At 63.6% G+C, this 15,799-nt stretch carries 13 protein-coding genes and 1 tRNA gene; 9 read left to right on the top strand and 5 right to left on the bottom strand.

Annotated elements, in window-relative coordinates:
* Positions 1-36: 36 nt before the first annotated feature.
* Positions 37-675, top strand: a complete 639-nt coding sequence (locus KAK11_RS09025; protein ID WP_210808449.1) for a TetR/AcrR family transcriptional regulator — start codon at positions 37-39, stop codon at positions 673-675.
* Between the two features lie 32 nt (positions 676-707).
* Positions 708-784: transfer RNA gene (locus KAK11_RS09020), tRNA-Met, on the top strand.
* A 221-nt stretch (positions 785-1,005) separates the two neighbouring features.
* Here KAK11_RS09020 and KAK11_RS09015 read toward each other — a convergent pair.
* The 4 genes from KAK11_RS09015 to KAK11_RS09000 all read right to left on the bottom strand — a co-directional run bounded on the left by KAK11_RS09015 (position 1,006) and on the right by KAK11_RS09000 (position 8,732).
* Positions 1,006-4,314: a type I restriction endonuclease subunit R gene (locus tag KAK11_RS09015; RefSeq protein WP_210808447.1), complete on the bottom strand. Its 3,309-nt coding sequence runs from the start codon at positions 4,312-4,314 to the stop codon at positions 1,006-1,008.
* A gap of 145 nt (positions 4,315-4,459) precedes the next feature.
* A complete protein-coding gene (locus KAK11_RS09010; protein ID WP_210808445.1) occupies positions 4,460-5,230 on the bottom strand; it encodes a DUF3800 domain-containing protein in 771 nt (256 codons plus the stop codon).
* The gene (locus tag KAK11_RS09005) at positions 5,227-6,474 is read right to left on the bottom strand and encodes a restriction endonuclease subunit S (RefSeq protein WP_210808443.1); all 1,248 of its coding nucleotides are present in this window, start codon (positions 6,472-6,474) and stop codon (positions 5,227-5,229) included. The genes KAK11_RS09010 and KAK11_RS09005 overlap by 4 nt, the downstream gene beginning before the upstream one ends.
* The gene (locus KAK11_RS09000; protein ID WP_210808441.1) at positions 6,471-8,732 is read right to left on the bottom strand and encodes a type I restriction-modification system subunit M; all 2,262 of its coding nucleotides are present in this window, start codon (positions 8,730-8,732) and stop codon (positions 6,471-6,473) included. The genes KAK11_RS09005 and KAK11_RS09000 overlap by 4 nt, the downstream gene beginning before the upstream one ends.
* Positions 8,733-8,933: 201 nt before the next feature.
* Here KAK11_RS09000 and KAK11_RS08995 point away from each other — a divergent pair, with 201 nt between their 5' ends.
* Positions 8,934-9,383 (top strand): hypothetical protein, encoded by a 450-nt coding sequence (locus tag KAK11_RS08995; protein ID WP_246498700.1) that lies wholly within the window; start codon positions 8,934-8,936, stop codon positions 9,381-9,383.
* 13 nt (positions 9,384-9,396) lie between these two features.
* The gene (gene miaB, locus KAK11_RS08990; protein ID WP_210808439.1) at positions 9,397-10,752 is read left to right on the top strand and encodes a tRNA (N6-isopentenyl adenosine(37)-C2)-methylthiotransferase MiaB; all 1,356 of its coding nucleotides are present in this window, start codon (positions 9,397-9,399) and stop codon (positions 10,750-10,752) included.
* Positions 10,753-10,765: 13 nt separating this feature from the next.
* On the opposite strand, the gene KAK11_RS08985 is transcribed toward miaB, so the two are convergent.
* Positions 10,766-11,047, bottom strand: coding sequence for a hypothetical protein (locus KAK11_RS08985; RefSeq protein WP_210808437.1), 282 nt, complete (start codon positions 11,045-11,047; stop codon positions 10,766-10,768).
* A 140-nt stretch (positions 11,048-11,187) separates the two neighbouring features.
* On the opposite strand from KAK11_RS08985, the gene hemA reads away from it, so the two are divergent.
* From hemA to grxD, 5 genes are all read left to right on the top strand, one after another.
* A complete protein-coding gene (gene hemA, locus KAK11_RS08980; RefSeq protein WP_210808435.1) occupies positions 11,188-12,516 on the top strand; it encodes a glutamyl-tRNA reductase in 1,329 nt (442 codons plus the stop codon).
* Between the two features lie 156 nt (positions 12,517-12,672).
* Positions 12,673-13,755 carry a peptide chain release factor 1 gene (prfA, locus tag KAK11_RS08975; RefSeq protein ID WP_210808433.1) on the top strand — a complete coding sequence of 361 codons (1,083 nt, stop codon included), beginning with the start codon at positions 12,673-12,675 and terminating at the stop codon, positions 13,753-13,755.
* A 35-nt stretch (positions 13,756-13,790) separates the two neighbouring features.
* On the top strand, positions 13,791-14,600 hold the full coding sequence (gene prmC / locus KAK11_RS08970; RefSeq protein ID WP_246498752.1) for a peptide chain release factor N(5)-glutamine methyltransferase: 810 nt from the start codon (positions 13,791-13,793) through the stop codon (positions 14,598-14,600).
* Positions 14,601-14,769: 169 nt separating this feature from the next.
* Positions 14,770-15,351, top strand: coding sequence for a hypothetical protein (locus KAK11_RS08965; RefSeq protein ID WP_210808429.1), 582 nt, complete (start codon positions 14,770-14,772; stop codon positions 15,349-15,351).
* A gap of 130 nt (positions 15,352-15,481) precedes the next feature.
* A complete protein-coding gene (gene grxD, locus KAK11_RS08960; RefSeq protein ID WP_210808427.1) occupies positions 15,482-15,793 on the top strand; it encodes a Grx4 family monothiol glutaredoxin in 312 nt (103 codons plus the stop codon).
* The last annotated feature ends 6 nt before the right edge of the window (positions 15,794-15,799 follow it).

The raw sequence follows: 15,799 nt of genomic DNA, 5'->3' as shown, positions 1-15,799 counted from the left end.
TGAGGAGAGCCCGCCCTGGCTTGATACAGTTGCACCATGACTGCTGATGTGGCCCTCCCCACCCCGCGCCGCCGACCCACCAAGGCCAAAGCCGCCCCGGTGGAGGCCACGGCACGCACCCCCCTGACCCCCGAGACCTGGATCGACGCCGCCACCGACGTGCTGGTGAGCCACGGCATCGACAGCGTGCGCGTGGACGTGCTGGCCAAGCGGCTGCAAGTGACACGCGGCAGCTTTTACTGGCACTTCAAAGACCGCAACGACCTGCTCGCCCAAGTCCTGCAAACCTGGCGCCGCAAGTCGACGGAAGAGCTAACGCGACGCCTAGAAACCGCCCACACCGACCCGGCCGAGCAGGTGCGTGATGTGCTCTCACTGCCCTTCAGAGGCCGCTCGGCTGTGCGGGCCGCGCAGATCGAGCTGGCCCTGCGCGACTGGGCCCGCCGCGACCCCGTGGCGCGGCAGGTGATGGATGAGTCCGACGCCAGCCGCTTGGCCTACATCTCGCAGATCTTTTCTTCGCTGGGCTTTGGCGTGCTGGAGGCCCGCAGCCGCGCCTTTCTGCTCTACAGCCACGTGGTGGCCGCCTCACAAATGACCGGCGCCGAAGCCGCCCTGCCCCGCGAGGAGCGCAACCGATTTGTCGAACAATTGATTCAGACACCGTTGCGTTGAGCGCTAAATTTCGATTATAGTAGCGGGCTCAAGGCGCTTTAGCTCAGCCGGTTAGAGCGACGGAATCATAATCCGCAGGTCCGGGGTTCGAATCCCTGAAGCGCCACCAACAAATGAAAGCCCGCATCCGAAAGGTTGCGGGCTTTTTCATTGGCCGGTCAACGATGGCCGCGTGGTCGGTGGTCCTGTTCTGGTCATAGATGCGACCGCAAAGACTGGCTGGCTGCCGTGAGCAAGGGATGGCTCAATGGCTACCTCAGGTCGGTGGAGGCTCTGTGCAGTCCGGTGCCTGCACCGACCAAGTCAAAGCCAGCAACCTCGCATCGGTTGTTAGTGATAAACCTGCGCCCCGCCAGTGCCAGCCGTCATGAAGATGTGCGCGTACACCGCAGCAGCCTTGAGGTCGATCTCGTCGTCCCCGTAGGCGCCATCTGGCAGGTTCGCCCATAGGTGCTTGACGATCTCGGCCTTCACCTGAGCCTGGGCTGCCGCCTTCTCGCGCCAATGGTCGATTTGCAGCTTGCCGTTGGCCAGCGTGTCCAGCAGGTCTTTGGCCACCTTCTTGATCTTCTCGCGATCCCCTTTGGTCAGACTGTCCTTCTGGAGTAGGTCGAACACAGCCAACTGGGCGTCGTTGTCCAGCCCCTCGCGCAGGTAACGCTTCTCTTCTTCGTTGAGCTTGTCGTTCAACGCAAACAGGTCGTCCATGACTTTTTGGACTTCGGCGGCGTCCTTGTCACGGTTGTACTCGGCCACGATCTCCCGATAGCGCTCATACAGGTCCACACGGGTCGGGTTGGCCTTCAACATTGCCGCCAAGCGTTGTTCCAGTTGCTCTTGCAAATTCAGGATGGCCACCGCTTTGTGGGGCGTCTTCTCAAACTCCGCACGTAAGCGGGTGAAGTCGATCTTGGACAAGTCATAGCGCGCAATGGCTTGCCTGATACCCGTTGCTGGCGGCTGCCCATCCGTCGTCAGCGCCGTGTCCACCACTTCGTACAGCGATTGCAACAAGGCGCTGATATCGGGGGTGGTGCGGGCATCCTGAAGCTTGTTGTAGATAGCGGCCAAGGCACCTTCCACTGCGTCATGCTCGAACAAGCCGGGGTTCGGGAACAAAGCCCGGTAGCGCGACTGGATGTCGTCCACATAAACCTCATAGGTCTTGCGGCGCTCCACATTGATGGCCAGAGTGTTGACCGCATCCAGCAGCAAACCCTGCTTGGCGAAACCCTTGGCCTCGATCACTGCTTCCAAAGCCACACCCAGCCCTTCCAGGAAGCGGCGCGCCTGCAGCAGGCTGTCGGCGTACTCGGCCAGGGCCACGCTGTCGTCACGCACCGTGTCCTCTTCACCTTCGCCCTTTCCTGTTCCTTTGCGGTCACCCTGGGCGAAGGTGGCCAGCGCCTTGCGCAGGCTCTTGAGCATGCCGTTGTAGTCGATGACCAAGCCGTGCTTCTTGCCGCCGCCCACACGGTTCACACGGGCAATCGCCTGCATCAGCGTGTGGCCCTGCATGGGCTTGTCCAGGTACATCGTGGCCAGGCACTTCACGTCGAAGCCGGTCAACCACATGGCGCAGACGATGGCCACGCGGAACGGGTTCTCGGCCTTTTTGAACTCCTCTTCCAGGTTGCGCTTGACCATCTTCTCGCGGTGCGGCGTGATGTTCAGTGGCTCATCGCGGTGGTTCTTCCATTTCTTGAATTCCGCCACCTCCCCCTGCTCCTGCGACACCACCACGCAAATTTCCGTGGCCCGCATCCAGTCCACATGGGCGCGGCGTGTCTTCAGTATTTCGGTCGGTGCCTTGCCCTTGGCGGCGAACAGTGCTTCTTCGTGGGTCACCAGAGCGTCCAGCGCATCAGCCTTGGCAGCCCATTTCTCCGCGATCAGGTCATACAGCTTCACGCAGGTGATTTTGTCCAGGCACACCACCAGAGACTTGCTGCCGCCCTTGGCCACCACCTGCCAACGCTGATGGAAGTGGTCCACAAAATCTGCGGCCACCGTGTCCAGCCGGGTCGGTGCCGTCAGAATGGGGTAGTCCTTGGCCAATGCACGGTAGAGCTTGTCTTCCTTTTCATCGGTCCACGGGTCTTCAGCAGTGGCAGAGAGCTTGGCCGCCTCGATGTGCTGCACGATGCGCTCGCTGATGGTAGGGTCGATGATCCTCAGCTTCTCGCCCCGGTTCTCATAGAACAGCGGCAGGGTGGCGCCGTCGGCCACCGCGCGCTTGAAGTCGTAGATCGACACATAGTCACCAAACACTTGGCGGGTCAGTTGCTTCTCGCCGTCGTCGATCAGCGGCGTACCGGTGAAGCCCAAGAACTTGGCGCGTGGCAAACCCTTGCGCATGTTCAGCGCCAGCCGTCCGTATTGGCTGCGGTGCGCCTCATCCGACAGCACGATGATGTCCTCGCGTTCGGAGTACGGCTCGGTCACCCGCTCTCGGTATTTCTGCACCAGGCCGAACACATAGCTGCGGTTTTGGTCGCGCAGCATGCGACGCAGCGCATCACCGCTCTTGGCCTGGTCGGCCTTGGCGCTGGCACGGCCGGTGGTGGTGTAAGTGCCAGCAATCTGGTTATCCAACTCAGTGCGGTCGGTCACCACCACAAAGGTGTAGCTGGCCGACAGCTTGCGGCGCACCTTCTCGGTCAAGAACACCATCGAATACGACTTGCCCGAGCCCTGCGTATGCCAAAACACGCCCAATTGGCCGGCGGCCACCTCGGCCTTCACCGTTGGGTCCTCGGAGGTCAGGCGGGCCATCACCCGGTTCACGCCCAGGTATTGGTGGTTCCGCGCCACGATCTTTTGCACACCGTCTTCGGTGGCATCAAACAGCACGAAGTTCTCCACAATGTCCAGCAGCCGACGCTGGTCCAGCATGCCTTGCAGCAACAGAGGCAGCAGCGGCTGCGCTGGGCCGGGCTCTGGGTCGTCCTCGTCCAGGCGCTTCCAGCGGTAGAAGTGCTCCTTGGTCGCCGTGATCGAGCCGTACTGGGCGTCGTGCCCATTGCTGATCACCACCAGTGCGTTCCAATGGAACAGGTGCGGGATGGTGTCGAGGTAATCCCGGTAGTTCTGCTTGTAGGCGCTGTCCACGTGCACCTCGAAGCGCTTGAGCTCGATGAACACCAGCGGCAGGCCGTTGACATAGCCAATCAAGTCGGGCCGGCGCAGGTGCAGCGGGCCGCGCACCCACAGCTCGCGCACCGCCAAAAAACGGTTGCGCCCAGGCTGGTCAAAGTCGATCAGCCGCAAGCGCTTCTCGACCATTTGACCCGTGCCCGTGCCGGGTGCGTCGCGGAACTTCACCAGCACACCGTCGCGCAGCAGCCTGTACTTTTCTTGGTTCATCTGCACCAGGGTCTTGGTGCTGTCGTTTTGCACCACCGCCTCCAGCGCCTGGGTGTAGGCCGCCTCAGGCAAGCCCGGGTTCAGGCGCCGCAGCGCGGCCAGCACGTCGCGCGTCAGCACCACCTGGGTGTCGGCGGTGCGCCCTAGCAAGCCCTCGGCTACCAGCGGGCCTTCGTCCTGCGCCAGCACACTGTCCCAACCCAGCTCCTGGTGCAGAAACTCGGCCGTCGGCGCTTGAATCAAAGCATCCTCGGAATACTCACTCTTGCCCACTGGCTCTCCCCGCTTTCATCTTGTCACGGCCTTAGCGAAACGCTAAACTCGCCCGCAAATGGGTTGCGACTACGCGGCCGGCGCTGGGCTCCTGGTACTACAGGGGCCCTTCTGCTTTCTGGGTGGGCGCGGCAGCGCTTGGCGCTCACGGAAACACCTTCAGGCCTGCGCCCAGCTTGTGTCCCCGATGGTCGCGATAGAACTTCGCCTCCAACACTTCGCAAGCCCGATTGGCCTGATCGGGCCGCAGCACAGACAGCCCAATCGGGCGCGCCGTTAGGTCGGCCAACTGTAGTCCCTCTGAATTGGTCTTCTTGTCCGCCACGATCAGGTCGAACGGCAGTGCCTTATTGAAGTAGTTGGCACCATCTCGGATGCGGCGGAATTCCAGCTCCAGCTCAGCATCTTCCTTCGCCCCACGCGCCTCGCACACCACATAGGTCAGCGCGCTGTTCTGCCCTGCGGCCTGCAACAGGCGGTAGATGCGCTCCAGCCCGAACTCCAGCGCCAGATGGTAAGGGTGCGCCGGGTGACGGTAGCGATCCTTGAGCTTGCGCTTGTCAATCACTACCGCCACCAACTGAAAGTCTGCGGCCTCAATGATGTCGGTCAGCGCCGTCATGAACGCCTCGCGCGGCGCCTTGGACAAACGCGAGAACGCGCCCTTCTTGCGCCGGATGTCCGCCTCGTGCAGCACCACCATGTCATGCCCAAAAGTGCCGAACTTGAGCGCGCGGATGGCGGGCGTCACCCGCTGCACATAGTCGGCCTTGCGAAAGATGCAAAAGGACAGCACAAACACCGGAAAGTCGGGGTCGATCGCCTCCAGGCTGTGGTCCCCACTTTCGTCCACGTAGATGATGAACTCGCTGTGCTGAACCACGGGGTCAGCCGCAGGCGCGATCGGCAGGGTCACGCAGCGGCCTCCTCGGGCAAGGGAACGCGGCTCACGTCCAGTTGGCCGGACATCAGCTTGGGCAGGAGCAGGTCGCGGGCCTTCTGCAACGACAGGATCGCAACGTTCAGTTGCTCCGCTTGATCAAGCATTGGCCAGATCAATCGGTGAAACTCGACGCGGACATGTTCCGGCGGAAGCCAAATCTTGAAGTCGCCGATATCAGCCCGGTTCAGCTCCAACTGGTTCGTAGCGCCTTTGCCCATGTCCGAAAAGACCGGCTCCAAGTTCAACAGTGCCTGGCCAAGATATGCCGACGCGTCACTGTCGCTTGGCCGAACTATCGTGACATGGGTATCAACCGTGCAATCATCGATGTGTGACCGCACTTGGGCAACGCGACCCAAGGTGCCCGCGCCGGTTGAATTGATCAGTACATCACCCAAGCGCACCAAGCGATCAGGCTTCACATCCTTCGACTGCCGGCGCGCAGGTGCCATAGAGATGCGTCCGTCACGAATGCACTTTTGATTGATGACCCAGCCCTTCGCTGTGTCGTCGTACTTCGGGGCAATTCCGCGGTTCAGAAACGAGGCCTGTTCAGCGATGCTCGCCATTCGCCACCCCTCCGGCACCCCAAGTTTCACCCGCACCGACTCATGCCCCGGAAACCGCAACTGCACAAACCACTCGCGGTACAGCAGCCGGGCGGCCTGTTCCAGCAGGGCGATGCGGCGCTGGTTGGTGGCGATCAGGTCGTCGTAGGCCTTCAAGCAATGCGCGACTGAATCTTGGTCAGAAAGAGGTGGGAGTTCAAACTCATACGATCCAATGTCTCGTCCACTGATATGCGGAATGTTTGCGCCGGTCGTGACCCGATGGATGTGCGCCGAAAAGTCAGGGGCCGACAGCACGTATCGCAGGAATTCGGTCCGAGCTATCCCGGGTTTGCCACGCAAGCGGCACACTCGCTGGACCAGCATGGCCGGTAAGTCATCCTGGGTAACCCATGCCATCTTCAGGCCGTCGCCAACAATGGGCCGGTCCATCGCCAGCAGCACATCTCCCTCAGCCAGCTGATATCGCTCCAAACCGTCGAGATCGGCGGAAGACCAACGCTTTGTTTTATCACCCCAGCGCAGATAGCCCTGCTGAACGTTATCCCCCCGCACAAGCCGAGGGCCATCAGCATCTTCATCCAAGAAGCCCGCGCTCTTGAAAGCGAAGCCGACGAGCATGTCGGCCACGTCATTGAGCATCGTCATCCCAACAACCCCTCCAGATTGCCCGCAATCCGCCCCGCCAGCGCCACCGCCTTCTCGTTCAACTCCGCCAGTTCTTCGTGAATCTCGCGCAGTTGCTCGGCAAAGGTGTCTTCATCGCCATCGTCTTGCGCCACCGCCACGCCCACATAGCGCCCTGGTGTGAGGGACCAGTCGTTGGCGGCGATGTCCGCACGTGTCACGGCCTTGCACAGGCCGGGCACGTCCTCGTACAGGCCATCGGCAAAGCGGCTGTGCAGCCAGTGCACTTGGTGGATGAAGTAGGCGGCTTGCTTGGGGGCCTCCAGCGCCAGATCGCGCACGGTGGGGTCTTCGTTCTTCTTGGCATCCGCCGGCTGCAGAGCGCGGCGGGCCTCGCGGATGGCTTTGCCATGCCAGGCTTTGCTGGCACGGGCGCGCAAGGTCTTCTCGGCCGCATCCACCAAGGCCAGCGCACGTTTGTGCCGGGTTTCCAGCGTCTTGCCAGCGGCTTTCAGGGTTGGCGTCAGTGCATCCAGGGTGGTCTGCAGCGCCTTTTGGCCGGCATGGCTGGCCAAGTCGGCCTGGGCGATGGCCGTGCGGGCCTGGGCCGCCTGGGCCTGCAGCGCGGCCAGCGCATCGGCGGTGCTGGTGTCGGTCAGGGCCTGGGCCAGATCGGCCCGCCACGCGTCGAGCGCGGCTTGCAGCTCTGCGCGCTGCTGGGTCAGCTCGGCTTGCTGCTCGGGCTTGGGAGCGGGGTCCGTTGGCAGGGGCGGCAGCAAGTCCTCGTCCACCTTGGCGTCGCGCGCGAAGCGCATCAGCTTGAGGGCCAGCCGGCGCAACGTGCGGGTCTCGGCGCGCAGTCGGCTGGGCAGCGCCGCCAGCCAGTCATCTGCTTGGCGCTGGTAGCCGGCCACCAAGTCGACAAACTTCTCATGCTCACCCCGGTAGAGCCAGGTGATCGCGGTCAGGTTCTGCAACTGCTCTTCGGTGAACACATGCGAGCGGGCCGACACCACGTGGTAGACGTTGCGGGCGTCGATCATCAGCACCTGGTTTTGCAGGTCTTCAGGCTTGCCCTTGTCAAAGAACCACAGGGTGCAGGGCAGGCTGCGGGTGTAGAAGAACTTGGTGCCGATGGCCAGCATCACGTCGACATGGCCGCTGCGCACCAGTTTTTCGCGGATGTCGCGGTCTTTATTGCCAGCATCTGAGGCGCTGGACGCCATGACAAAACCGGCTCGACCGGTCTCGTTCAGGTAGCTGTAGAAATACTGGATCCACAGGCTGTTCGCATTGCTGATGGCACCGGTTTTGGCATTCGTGCCCGACAGGCCAAAGGGCAAGCGGTAGGGGCCACCCTCAGCCTGGGCGGCCTCTTCTGGCGTTTGCGGGGCGACCTGCTTACTGACCTTCTTGGTGTCCACGCCGTCCACATTAAACGGCGGGTTGGCCATGACAAAGTCGCACTGGCCGATCAGGTGCTCGGCCTGGTCGTAGAAGGTGTTGCCCTGGCGGATGTTGCTGGCGTCCAGCCCATGCACCACCAAGTTCATGCGCGCCAGCTTGGTGTTGGTGTCGCTCTTCTCCTGCCCGTGGAAGGTGACCGACTCCAACACGCTGGCGTGACGCACGGCCTCAATGAAATGGCCGGTCTGCACAAACATGCCGGCCGAGCCGCAGGCCGGGTCGAACACGATGCCGCGGTCTGGCTGAATGACATTGACGATCATCCGCACCAGCGAAGGCGGCGTAAAGAACTCGCCGCCCTCTTGCGCGCCGGTCATGGCGAACTTGTTCAGGAAGTACTCGTAGATGCGGCCGAACACGTCGCCCGTGGCGGTCTTGAGCGCGGGCCGGTCGAAGATCTTCACCAGGTCGGCCAGCAAGTCGGGCTCGAAGGCGGTGTAGCCGCGCGGCAAGGCGCCTTCGAGCGCGGGGTACTCGGCCTCGATCGCGTCCATGGCGGCCTCGATGGCCTCGCCCACGTTTGCCCCTTGCGGCAAGCTGGCGATGGCGTCGAACCGGGCTGCCTCGGGCAGGTAGATGGCGGCTTTGCCCTGGAACTCGGTCTTGATCAGCGCCTCTCGCTGGGCGGGCGGCATCTTGGCCGGGATGCCCGCCAAGATGTCAGGCAGATAGGCCTTGAAGCGGTTGTCCGCATGACGCAGGAAGATCAAGCCCAGCACCGGCATCGCGTATTCCGCCGCCGTCAGCTTGGAGTTGGCACGCAGTTGGTCGGCCGCTTCCCAGAGTTGGTTTTCGAGTTGTTGGACGTTCATGACGCCTATTCTCGGGTACGGAATGCGCCCAAGGGACGGTCATCGTTGGCGCGGGCGCTTGGTTGATTGCTTGTGCGCTGTCCGCAGGCGATCTCAAGCATAATTCACAGGCTTGAGGCGCCATTCCCCACAGCGCCTTTAAATGCCTAGCCCAAGAGCCTCTTGGGCTTTTCCTTTTTCCACAGCCCCTGGAGACATACCATGAACCGCTGTGCATCGTTGGCGCAAGCCGCCCGCCGCACTGGCTTGCGCACGCTGGCCCTCCGCACCCTCGCCCTCACTTTCGCCCTGCCGCTCGTCAGCACCTTGCTGCCCTTTGAGGCGCAAGCGCAAGTCCAGCGCAATTTCTCCGCCAAGGCTTTGCGCGGCGAGGTCACGTTTGGTGAGCCGCCGCAGGCGCAGCTGAACCGCCAAGCCACCCAGTTGGCGCCCGGTGCGCGCATTCGTGACACCAACAACATGATGGTGGTCTCGGGCAGCCTGAAGGGCCAACGCGTGGTGGTGAACTACACGCTGGACTCGCTGGGCCAGTTGCATGAGATCTGGATCCTGCGCGAGGAAGAGGCTCGCAAGCTGCCCTGGCCGCGCACCCCTGCAGAGGCGCAGAGTTGGGTGTTTGACCCGGTGGCCCAGACCTGGACCAAGCCTTGAGCGAGCACGTGCGATGACGACCCCTACGACGACGAAGAAAGTATTCATCCGCACCTTCGGCTGCCAGATGAATGAGTACGACTCGGACAAGATGGCCGACGTGCTGAACGCGGCCGAAGGCTATGAGCCCACCGACGATGTGGAGCAGGCCGATCTGGTGCTGTTCAACACCTGCTCGGTGCGCGAGAAGGCCGCCGAGAAAGTGTTCTCTGACCTCGGCCGCATCAAGCACCTGAAGCAAAAGGGCGTGATCATTGGCGTGGGCGGCTGCGTGGCCAGCCAAGAAGGCGCGGCGATTGTGGACCGCGCGCCCTACGTGGACATTGTGTTTGGGCCGCAAACCCTGCACCGCCTGCCGCAGATGATTGCGCAGCGCCGCGCGCTGAACAAGCCGCAGGTGGACATCAGCTTCCCCGAGATCGAAAAGTTCGACCACCTGCCACCGGCGCGGGTAGAGGGCGGCAGCGCGTTTGTGTCCATCATGGAAGGCTGCTCCAAGTACTGCACCTATTGCGTGGTGCCCTACACCCGAGGCGAAGAGGTCTCACGGCCGTTTGAAGACGTGCTGACCGAAGTGGCCAACCTCGCCGACCAAGGCGTGAAGGAAGTGACGCTGCTGGGCCAGAACGTCAATGCCTATCGCGGCAAGATGGGCGACACGGCAGAGATCGCCGACTTTGCGCTGCTGCTGGAATATGTGGGCGAGATCCCCGGCATTGAACGCATCCGCTACACCACCAGCCACCCGAATGAATTCACGCAGCGCCTGATCGACGTCTATGCCCGCGTGCCGCAGTTGGTGAACCATTTGCACTTGCCCGTGCAGCATGGCTCAGACCGCATTCTCTCGGCCATGAAGCGCGGCTACACGGGGCTGCAGTTCAAGAGCATCATCCGCAAGCTGCGGGCAGTGCGGCCCGATATCCGCCTGTCGTCGGACTTCATCGTCGGCTTCCCCGGTGAGACCGACGACGACTTCGCCAAGCTGATGCAACTGGTGCAAGACGTGGAGTTTGATGCCTCGTTCAGCTTTATCTTCAGCCCCCGGCCCGGCACGCCGGCGGCGGCGCTGCACGATGACACGCCGTATGAGGTCAAGCTGGCGCGCCTGCAAACTTTGCAGGCCCACTTGGAAGACAACGTCAAGCGCTTCTCTGAAGCCATGGTGGGCAGCACCCAGCGCATTTTGGTGGAAGGCCGCGCCCGCAAGGACGCCAGCGAGCTGATGGGCCGCACCGAGTGCAACCGCATCGTCAACTTCCCCGGCCCTGAGCGGCTGATCGGCCAGATGATTGAGGTGGACATCACCTTGGCCTACCCGCATTCGCTGCGGGCGGAGGTCAAGACGGTGGACCGGGTGAACGCTTAATGCCGGTTCGTGCTCAGCGCGGCTTGGCCACAAAGCCCCGCCACCACAAAGCCCCGGCGCAACTGAACACCAGCAGGGCGTAGGTGGCCATGCGGCCATCACGCCCAAACAGCACCCACCCCAGCACCAAGGCTCCCAGGCCTGCGGCCGCACTCACTGCCCAGAGCTGACGCAGCGGACGGGCGGCCAGGGCTTTGCGCCACAAGAGTTTGGTCAGCACAGCGGCCAAAGCCGCGACGCCCAGCGCAGGGGCCGCGAAGTTGACGAGGTGCCAGAAGGCGTCGAGAGGGCCCACAAGGACTCCGTAGTGACAAGAACCAGAGCGCAGGACGACTGCCACACGCCGCTGAAACTTGACATTGATCAATCAGATGGACCTTGCCAGCGCTGTTTGTTCAGCCCAGGCAAAGCCCTGCAATTTTATAATCCCGCCCCATGAGCGTTTTCTCGCTGGGTTTGAACCACACCTCGGCACCGCTGGATTTGCGGGGCCGGTTTGCGTTCGCCCCCGAGCAGCTCACCCCGGCCTTGCGCGCCTTGCATGAGCAACTGCGCCGCGCCGCGCCCGAGGCCGCCATTCTCTCCACCTGCAACCGCACCGAGCTGTATGTGGCCGCCCAGGTGCCGCGCCCACAAGAAATTGTGCGCCCCGCCCTGGAGTGGCTGGCCGCCCATGGTGGGGTGAGCAGCGAGCAACTGCTGGCCCACACCTATGTGCGCGAAGACCGCGAAGCCGCGCGCCATGCCTTCCGCGTGGCCTCGGGGCTCGACTCCATGGTCTTGGGCGAGCCGCAAATCTTGGGCCAGATGAAGCAGGCCGTCCGTGGCGCCGACGAAGCCGGCACGTTGGGCACCACGCTGCACCAGTTGTTCCAGCGCTCGTTCTCGGTGGCCAAAGAGGTGCGCACCAGCACCGAGATTGGCGCGCATTCCATCAGCATGGCCGCTGCCGCCGTGCGCTTGGCCTCGCAGTTGTTTGAAGACCTGCGGGAGATCAAAGTGCTGTTTGTGGGCGCGGGCGAGATGATTGAGCTCGTGGCCACGCACTTTGCGGCGCGCGAGCCCCAAAGCATGACGCTGGCCAACCGCACCCTAGAGCGCGGTGAAAAGCTGGCCAGCCGCTTTGGCGCCCAGGCCATCCGCCTGGCCGACTTGCCCACGCGCTTGCATGAGTTTGACGCGGTGATTTCCTGCACCGCCAGCACCTTGCCCATCATCGGCTTGGGCGCGGTGGAGCGGGCCTTGAAGGCCCGCCGACGCAAGCCCATGTTCATGGTGGACCTGGCGGTGCCGCGCGACATTGAGCCCGAAGTCGGACGCCTCAGTGATGTGTACCTCTACACGGTGGACGACCTCACCGAGGTGGTGCAAACCGCAGGTGAAAAGCGCCAAGCCGCGGTGGAGCAGGCTGAAGCCATCATCGACGCCGGCGTGCAGAGCTTCAGCCATTGGCTGGATCAGCGCGCCAGCGTGCCCCTGATCCAAGCCCTGCACAAGCAGGCAGACACCTGGCGCGAAGCCGAGCTGGCACGAGCCCGCAAAGCCTTGGCCAAAGGGGCCGACCTCGACAAGGTGATGGACGCCCTGACCCGCGGCCTGACGCAAAAAATGCTGCACGGCGCGATGGCCGAGCTGCACGCCAGCGAAGGCCCGCAGCGCCAGCATTTGGCCGAGACCGTCTCGCGCCTGTTCTTGCGCCAAGCGCCGCTGGACCCGGCGGGCGAAGCCCCCACGCCGCCCAGCCCCGAACCTGGCTCGCGCTAGCGACGCTGCAGCGTCAAGCTGCTCGGGCCACTGAGCCTGCAGCGCAACAGACCCATCGGCAGGGCGTCTTGTGCGCCCTCACCTCTTGCCCACCTCTTGCCTTCTGGCCGCGGCCCCGCCCACAACGCCGCCGCCCTCACGCCCCACGGAGCCCCCATGAAAGACGCCATGCGCGTGCAATTGCAGCGGCTGGAGATGCGCCTCTCCGAGCTGGATGCCAGCCTCTCCGACCCGAACTTGGCAGCCGACATGCAGCGCTTTCGCGCCCTGGCGCGCGAGCAGGCCGAAGCGGCCGAGGTGGTGGGCCTGTTCCGGCGCTTTGCGCAGCGTGAGCGCGACCGCGCAGCGGCCCAAGAGATGCTGGACGACGCGGACATGGGCGAGATGGCCCGCGAGGAAATCAAAGAGGCTGAGGCGGACATGAGCAGCCTGCTGGAAGCCTTGCAAACCGCGCTGCTGCCGCGCGACCCCGACGACGACCGCAACGCCTTTGTGGAAATCCGTGCGGGCACGGGTGGCGATGAGTCCACCTTGTTTGCGGCCGACTTGACGCGCATGTACCTGCGCTATGCCGAAGGCCAAGGCTGGCGGGTCGAGGTGATGAGCGAGAACGCGTCGGACCTGGGCGGCTACAAAGAAATCGTGCTGCGCTTTGAAGGCAGCCGGGTCTATGAGCGCATGAAGTTTGAGTCGGGCGGGCATCGCGTGCAGCGCGTGCCGCAGACCGAAAGCCAAGGCCGCATCCACACCAGCGCTTGCACCGTGGCGGTTATGCCCGAGCCCGACGAGGCCGCTGAAGTCACGCTGAACCCTGCGGACTTGCGCATCGACACCTTCCGCGCCAGCGGCGCGGGCGGGCAGCACATCAACAAGACCGACAGCGCCATCCGCGTCACCCACCTGCCCACCGGCTTGGTGGCCGAGTGTCAGGACGACCGCTCGCAGCACCGCAACAAAGCCAAGGCTTTGGCCGTGCTGCAAGCGCGTCTACAGGATAAAGAGCGCAGTGAACGCCAAGCTAAAGAAGCCGCCACCCGCCGCGAACTGGTGGGCTCGGGCGACCGCAGCGACCGCATTCGCACCTACAACTTCCCGCAGGGCCGGCTCACCGACCACCGCATCAACCTGACCCTCTACAAGCTGGACCAGATCATGAACGGCGATCTGAGCGACGTGATGGCCGCCCTGCAAGCCGCTCGCGCCCAGCAGCAATTGGCGGCGCTGGAGAGCGGGCAGTGAGCGGGATCAGCATCGCCCAAGCCCTGAAGCACGCGATGAGCCCGGCACCGGGGCCTGCGCTGGACCGGGTCGATGCCTTTGCGCTGCTGGGGCATGTGCTGCAGCGCGAGCGCGCCTGGCTGATCACCCATGACGATCAGATCCTGGCGCCGGCAGCAGCCGCAGCGTTTGAACAGCTCTGCGCACGCCGTCAGCGCGGTGAGCCGGTGGCTTACCTTGTCGGTGAGCGCGAGTTCCATGGCCTGCGGCTGGCAGTCAGCCCGGCCGTGCTGGTGCCCCGCCCGGACACCGAGACCCTGGTGGACTGGGCGGTGGAGGTGCTGGCGCGGGCCGAAGCCGCGCGGCCCGCCCAGGTGCTGGACCTGGGCACCGGCAGCGGCGCCATCGCGCTGGCCGTGCGCCAAGCCTGCCCCCATTGCCAGATGACGGCCGTGGACCTGAGCCCGGCCGCGCTGGCCCAAGCCCAAGCCAATGGTGAGCGGCTGGGCCTGCCCGTCACTTGGCGCCAAGGCTCCTGGTGGGAGGCCGTGGCCGGGCAGCGCTTCGACCTGGTGCTCTCCAACCCGCCCTATATCGCCGAAGGCGACCCGCACTTGGCGGCCCTGCAGCATGAGCCGCAGATGGCTTTGACCTCCGGCCCCGACGGCTTGGACGACCTGCGGCGCATCATTGCCCAGGCCCCCGCACACCTGAACCCTGGCGGTGCACTGCTGCTGGAGCACGGCTGGGACCAAGCCGAGGCCGTGCAAAGCCTGTTGCGCCAGGCAGGCTTTGAGGACATCCAAAGCCGGGCTGATTGGGGTGGACAGTGGCGTTGCACGGGCGGACGCACAACCAAGGGTTAACCCTTGTTTTGAGATCTGAAGCGGCGGGTTGTGGGGTACTTTGCCGCGTTATTAACACCCTGTTTCGAGAGCATCGCAGTAGGATGTTCTCCATGGACGGTGAACTGCCGATATCCAGGCAGCGTCATCCCAGGGCTTCTCGCCCTGTCACCTTTCTAGGAGAGTCACCATGCGCCACCTCACTCTGACCGCCGCCGTGCTGTGTGCCTTGAGCCTGCAAGCACCGACTGCGTTGGCCGCCGGCGAGGGCTTGCGAGTGGACGCACAGCGTGACCCCTGGCCGCTTTGGCAAAGCCGTGTGGCCGCACTGAATACCACACCCGCGAACGCCGGCCTGAGCTTGGGCTCTTATCTGCCGCTGGGCGCGACCCGTTGGAGCGGTGATCACTTCTTCAGTTGGGGCCGCCTGGGCGAGAGCGGCGGCCTGCGGGCGACCGGCGCGCTGCTCTGGGCCACCACGCCCCAGCAACTCGACAGCAAGCCCTTCAGCAGCCCCTTGTGGCGCCAAGCCCCTCATGCCAATGTCGCTTGGTCCACGCACGAACCCGATATCACGGCGCAGCCGGCCGCTTATGTGGGCCTGGGCTATAGCGCCTACTGGGCTAAGACGGGCATTGGCGTGAGCGCTGACCTGGGCTTGGTGTCCCAGCGCCCTGGCCAATTGCTGCAGGCCGGGCGCGGCAGTGAGAGCCTGTGGCGCAGCCTGCAGGTCTCGCCCATGCTGCAGGTGAACCTCTCCTACGCCTTCTAAGCCTGCGCCAGCGCCGGTTCACGGCATACTCAGCACTACAAACCAGCGGGGTTTGAAACGCTTGACGAGCGTTCCAACCCCGCTTTGCCGTATAAACCCGGCTTCACTTCTTGAATTTGTAGAGCATTCCATGGACGACGTACAGCAACGCATCGATCAACTCGTGAAGAGCAACAAAGTGGTGCTCTTCATGAAGGGCACGGCGCAATTTCCCCAGTGCGGCTTTTCGGGCCGCGCGGTCCAGGTGCTGAAGGCGGCGGGGGTGAGCAACTTGGTCACCGTCAACGTGCTGGAGGATGACGCCATCCGCCAAGGCATCAAGGACTATGCCAACTGGCCCACCATCCCGCAGCTCTATGTCAATGGCGAGTTCATTGGCGGCTCGGACATCATGATGGAGATGTACCAGTCGGGCGAATTGCAGCAGACCTTGGCCGCCTAAGGCCCA

This window comes from Ideonella paludis (assembly GCF_018069865.1).
In the GTDB taxonomy this organism is placed as follows: domain Bacteria; phylum Pseudomonadota; class Gammaproteobacteria; order Burkholderiales; family Burkholderiaceae_C; genus Ideonella; species Ideonella paludis.
The sequence above is the reverse complement of the archived record's forward strand: the minus strand, read 5'-3'. Positions and strand labels throughout refer to the sequence as shown.

Bases quoted from the DNA above. Each gene is read 5' to 3' on its own strand.
- hemA (WP_210808435.1), top strand. From the start codon at position 11,188: ATGAGCGTTTTCTCGCTGGGTTTGAACCACACCTCGGCACCGCTGGAT.
- miaB (WP_210808439.1), top strand. From the start codon at position 9,397: ATGACGACCCCTACGACGACGAAGAAAGTATTCATCCGCACCTTCGGC.
- prfA (WP_210808433.1), top strand. From the start codon at position 12,673: ATGAAAGACGCCATGCGCGTGCAATTGCAGCGGCTGGAGATGCGCCTC.
- KAK11_RS09000 (WP_210808441.1), bottom strand. From the start codon at position 8,732: ATGAACGTCCAACAACTCGAAAACCAACTCTGGGAAGCGGCCGACCAA.
- KAK11_RS09005 (WP_210808443.1), bottom strand. From the start codon at position 6,474: ATGACGATGCTCAATGACGTGGCCGACATGCTCGTCGGCTTCGCTTTC.
- KAK11_RS08965 (WP_210808429.1), top strand. From the start codon at position 14,770: ATGCGCCACCTCACTCTGACCGCCGCCGTGCTGTGTGCCTTGAGCCTG.
- KAK11_RS08995 (WP_246498700.1), top strand. From the start codon at position 8,934: ATGAACCGCTGTGCATCGTTGGCGCAAGCCGCCCGCCGCACTGGCTTG.
- prmC (WP_246498752.1), top strand. From the start codon at position 13,791: ATGAGCCCGGCACCGGGGCCTGCGCTGGACCGGGTCGATGCCTTTGCG.
- KAK11_RS09025 (WP_210808449.1), top strand. From the start codon at position 37: ATGACTGCTGATGTGGCCCTCCCCACCCCGCGCCGCCGACCCACCAAG.
- grxD (WP_210808427.1), top strand. From the start codon at position 15,482: ATGGACGACGTACAGCAACGCATCGATCAACTCGTGAAGAGCAACAAA.